Annotated in this window: 4 protein-coding genes; 2 read left to right on the forward strand and 2 right to left on the reverse strand. The window is 62.4% G+C overall.

Annotation, left to right across the window (positions count from 1 at the left end; translation table 11 throughout):
- Positions 1 to 84 precede the first annotated feature (84 nt).
- Together EN914_RS25045 and EN914_RS25050 are read right to left on the reverse strand one after the other, a co-directional pair.
- The gene (locus tag EN914_RS25045) at positions 85 to 1,734 is read right to left on the reverse strand and encodes an ABC transporter substrate-binding protein (RefSeq protein WP_024504821.1); all 1,650 of its coding nucleotides are present in this window, start codon (positions 1,732 to 1,734) and stop codon (positions 85 to 87) included.
- A gap of 42 nt (positions 1,735 to 1,776) precedes the next feature.
- Positions 1,777 to 3,327 carry a trimethylamine methyltransferase family protein gene (locus EN914_RS25050; RefSeq protein ID WP_024504822.1) on the reverse strand — a complete coding sequence of 517 codons (1,551 nt, stop codon included), beginning with the start codon at positions 3,325 to 3,327 and terminating at the stop codon, positions 1,777 to 1,779.
- A 90-nt stretch (positions 3,328 to 3,417) separates the two neighbouring features.
- On the opposite strand from EN914_RS25050, the gene EN914_RS25055 reads away from it, so the two are divergent.
- Together EN914_RS25055 and EN914_RS25060 are read left to right on the forward strand one after the other, a co-directional pair.
- Positions 3,418 to 4,320 carry a LysR substrate-binding domain-containing protein gene (locus tag EN914_RS25055; RefSeq protein WP_013532333.1) on the forward strand — a complete coding sequence of 301 codons (903 nt, stop codon included), beginning with the start codon at positions 3,418 to 3,420 and terminating at the stop codon, positions 4,318 to 4,320.
- A gap of 74 nt (positions 4,321 to 4,394) precedes the next feature.
- Positions 4,395 to 4,634: ATP-binding protein (locus EN914_RS25060; protein WP_206527232.1), on the forward strand; the 240-nt coding region annotated here is incomplete at its 3' end.

Raw genomic sequence — 4,634 nt, forward strand, 5'->3', positions numbered from 1 at the left:
GCTTTTGATGGCTTGAGCCTATCAACACCACGCATCCTGCATATCGGCTTTTTTGCGGCTCATGAAGTCCTGCAGCACCTTGTTTCAGCCGTCCAGCCAGACGTTCTGAAGGTCCATCTCGAATGTCTGGTGGACACCATAGTTCTTCACCTTCTTGTTCATGTGGCTGTAGAGCTTCTGCCAGAAGGGCTGAATAATGACGCCCGAATCCTGCAGGATCTGCTCGACATCCTTCATGACCTCGCGTCGTTTCTCCACGTCGATGAGCGAAAGCGCCTGCTTGAGCTTGGCATCGAAATCGGGGTTGGAATATGCCGATTCATTCCAGGCCTCGCCGGTGCGATAGCCGAGCGCCAGCACCTGCACGCCAAGCGGGCGCATGTACCAGATCGTCATCGAATAGGGATATTTCGTCCAGTCGTTCCAGAAGGTCGAACCCGGCAGCACCGTGCGCTTCACCTTGATCCCGGCATCGCGCAACTGGCCGGCAATGGCGTCGCCGGTATTCTTCTGCCAATCGTCCTCGATGGTGATCAGCTCATGCTCGAAGTCGGCCTGTCCGGCTTCCGCCATCAGCTTCTTGGCGCCGGCGGCGTCGCGTGTCTTCTTGGGCAGCGCATAGTATTCCGGATGGATCGGGGCGACGTGGTGGTTTTCACCAGGGGTGCCTCGCCCGGCATAACCGAGTTCGAGGACCGCATTGTTGTCGACGGCCATTTGCAGGGCGTTGCGCACCCTCTTGTCGTCATAGGGCTTGTGGGTGATGTTGGTGCGGGCAACCAGCGTCGTCGCCGTCGCCACCTCCGATTTCACCAGATCCATCTTGTCGAGAATGTCGATGAAGTCGGCGGGCGACTCGAAATTGAGGTCGATCTCACCGGATTCGAACGCGTTCACGGTGGCGTTGAAATCGGTGCCGTAGTCGACGAACTCGACGCTGTCGAGCGGCGCCTCACCACCCCACCATTTGCCATTCTCACGACGCTTGACGACCGCCTTCTGGCCGACATCGTAGGAGACAAGTTCGAACGGTCCCGTGCCGATCGGCTTCTTGATCGGATCGGCACCGTCGGCATCGAAGCTGCGATGGACGACGAGCGCCGGATAGTCGGTGAAATTCGGGATCAGTGAAATGTCTGGTTCGCTTAGCTTCAGCTTGACCGTATTGTCGTCGACCTTGGTGATCGCGCCATCCCTGGCCTTGCCGGTCTTTGCGTCGATCAGCGCGCCGACCCGGGCGGCCATGGAATTGCCGGCGACATTCTTCTCGCACCAGCGGGTCAGATTGTGAGCGACGTCATCGGCGTTGAAGGCATCGCCATTATTCCACGTGATGCCCTTGCGCACATGCAGCACGTATTCGGTGGCGTCGTCGTTGATATCCCAGCTTTCGAGCAGGACCGGCTCGAAGGTGAATTGCCTGGTATAGCGGACAAGCGGCTCCAGCCAGCAGCGCGAAATGTTCGCCAGTTCCACCCAGTCGTAAGTGCGCGGATCCTTCTGTCCCTTCACCGACATCGAGACGCGCAGCGTTCCGCCTTTCTTCGGCTCTTCGGCCAAGGCCCGATCCGGCACGGCAAGGCCGATCATGCCATAGGCAAGAGCCGTCGATGCGCCGAAGGCGCTTGCCAGCGCCAGGAACTCGCGCCGGTCGACACGACCCGCGCGTGCTTCGACAGCCATTGCCTCGATAGCGCTCGGCACGCGATCGCCACTGCTTCTGAAGAATGCCATTTTTTCCTCCCGTCTGGTTCCCTTTGATCTTGGTTCTTCGCCTCAACTGACGCTGTCCGGCAGCCTCTCCTCGCGCCGCGCGATGAAATCCATCAGGCCATCGGCGATGCCTTCGTCGAGCTTCGGCTCCTCGTAATCCGCCAGCATGTTGCGCGCCTTCTCGCGGCCGCGCGTGTCGTGGTCCTTCGCCCCTTCTGCCTTCCACTGTTCGAACGAATTGAAGTCCATGATCGAGGGCATGAAGAAGGCGGATTCGAAATGTTCCAGCGTGTGCTGGGTACCGAGGAAATGGCCCTGCGGTCCCACCTCGCGGATTGCCGCCATGGCTTCCTTGAAATCGTCGAACGGCAGGCCGCCGGCATATTTGTACCAGCCGATGAGCTGTTCGCAGTCGGTGGCGAATTTCGAATAGCCGCAGGTCAGGCCGGCCTCGAGCCATCCGGCGGAGTGCCAGATGTAGTTGGCGCCGGCGAGGATGGCGGCATGCATCAGCATGTTCGCCTCGTAACCAGCCTGGGCGTCGTTGAGCTTCGACCCGACATGGAAGCCGGAGGTGCGCCACGGCAGCCGGTATTTCCGTGCCAGCGCTCCCATCAGATACATCATCTGCGCCGCCTCGGGCGTGCCGCCCATCGGAGCACCGGTCTTCATGTCCACCGTGACCATGAACTGTCCGTAGATCTGCGGCGAGCCTGGGCGCAGCAGTTGCGTGAAGGCGACGCCCGCCAGCGCTTCCGCATTGACCTGTGCCACAGCGCCCACGGCGGACGCCGAAGTCGAGGCGCCGCACAGTGCAAAGGGTGCGAGGATCAGCGGCTGGTTGCTTCGCGCATAGACCTTCATCGCATCCAGCATGGTGGCGTCCCACACCAGCGGCGAATTGCAGTTGGTGATCGACACCAGGACCGGATTGTCGCGGACGTAATCCTCTCCGAACACGACGCCTGCCATCGCCATCGTGTCTTCCGCCCGCTCCTTGGACGTGACGATGCCCATGAACGGCTTGTCGGAATGCTTAAGCGCGGAATGGATGATGTGGAGGTGACGCTTCGGTACCGCGATTTCCATCGGCTCGCAAATGACCGAACTCGATGAATGCAGCGCCGGCGCCATGTAGGCGAGCTTGTGGAAATTGTTGAGATCGGCGAGCGTGCCGTAACGCCTGTTGTTGTCGAGATCGCGAACATAGGGCGCGCCATACATCGGCACGAAGATGGTATTGTTGCCGCCCACCCGCACCGTGCGCTGCGGATTCCTCGCATTGAGCGTGAACTCCGACGGGACCTTCGACACCAGTTCCATCAGCAGGGCCCGGTCGATCCGCACACGGGTTTCCGAGACATCCGCGCCCGCCGCCTTCCACAGTGCGATCGCCTCGTCGTCGCGGAACTCGCATCCCACCTCTTCGAGGATCAAGAGCGACTCCTCGTGGATCAGCTCGACCGCCTCATCCGGGACCATCTGGTAGACGGGGATCTGGCGGACCAGCGTCGGGAACGACGTTACGGGAGCTCCGCGCAGGGCCTTGCGCCCCAGGCGGCCGCCACTGCGGCGGTTGGCATGTTCGGTCACTTCGGGGGCCGGTGCGTTCATGGCAACTCCATTCCACTCATGAAGGAGCCTAGCGCGACAAAATGGTGATGTGACGCTGGAAAATCCTGATCTCTTGTATAAGCTCAGCTTATGCGAAGCTTGCGCCACCTTCTGCCTTCGGCCGGCAGCCTGATCGTCTTCGAGGCGGCCGGGCGGCTGTCGAGCTTCACCGCCGCCGGGCGCGAGCTGGGCATGACGCAGGCCGCCGTCTCCTATGCCGTGCGCGGACTGGAAGAACAGCTCGGCGCCAAGCTGTTCCAGCGCCGCCACCGCCAGGTGCTCCTGACCGAGGCCGGCGAGCGCTTCCATGCCGACGTCTCGCTCGGCCTCTCGCACATCCGCAAATCGGCGGAGGATCTGCGCCTGCAGGCGACCGGCGGTCATGTCACGCTGGCCGCCTCGACCGCGTTCGGTTCGTTCTGGATGATGCCGCGCCTGCAGCAGTTCCGTGACGAGCTGCCGGGCATCGACCTGCGTATCCAGACCGCCGACCGCGACCTCGACATCATCGCGGAAGGCATCCCGCTCGGCGTGCGCGGCGGCGCGCCGCGGGACTGGCCGGACTATCATTCGTTGCCGCTGGCTGACGAGGAGATATTTCCCGTCGCCGGCACCAGCTATGCGGCAAAGTTCGGCCTGCCCAGATCCGCTGCCGAACTGGCCACGCACCGCCTCATCCATCTGGAGGAGCCGTATCGCGAGGCGGCCAGTTGGGACGAATGGTTCCAGTCTGCGGGCGCCAATCTCAGCGATACCGCGCGCGGCCTGCGCATCAACGACTACGGCCTGGTGATTCAGGGTGTCATGGAAGGCCAAGGCATCGCGCTCGGCTGGCGGCATCTCGCCGAGCGGCTGCTGGCGTCGGGCCTGCTGGTGCCGGTGACGGATCATGTGCTGAAGACCGGCAAGGCCTTCTATGTCGTCTGGCCGAAGAACCGGGAGCTCAGCGACAACGCCCGCAAGGTGCGCGACTGGCTGGCGGCGCAGGCATAAGTCGTTTTCCACTGATCCACCGCTGGCGCAATTCTGCCCCTCCCGCGCGACGCGAATCCGCCTATAGTGCCGCCATGCCCATCCGCCAGCTTTCCGAAACGATGATCAACAAGATCGCCGCCGGCGAAGTCATCGAGCGTCCGGCGAGCGTGGTCAAGGAACTGGTCGAGAATGCGCTCGATGCCGGTGCTTCGCGCGTCGAGATCGTCACATCGGGCGGCGGGCTGAACCTGATCCGCGTCACCGATGACGGCTCCGGCATTCCCGAACGGGAGCTGGCGCTGGCGATCGCACGTCACTGCACCTCCAAGCTC

The sequence above is a fragment of the Mesorhizobium sp. M7A.F.Ca.CA.001.08.2.1 genome (assembly GCF_003998455.1).
GTDB classification, from domain to species: domain Bacteria; phylum Pseudomonadota; class Alphaproteobacteria; order Rhizobiales; family Rhizobiaceae; genus Mesorhizobium; species Mesorhizobium ciceri.

Bases quoted from the DNA above. Each gene is read 5' to 3' on its own strand.
- EN914_RS25045 (WP_024504821.1), bottom strand. From the start codon at position 1,734: ATGGCATTCTTCAGAAGCAGTGGCGATCGCGTGCCGAGCGCTATCGAG.
- EN914_RS25050 (WP_024504822.1), bottom strand. From the start codon at position 3,327: ATGAACGCACCGGCCCCCGAAGTGACCGAACATGCCAACCGCCGCAGT.
- EN914_RS25055 (WP_013532333.1), top strand. From the start codon at position 3,418: ATGCGAAGCTTGCGCCACCTTCTGCCTTCGGCCGGCAGCCTGATCGTC.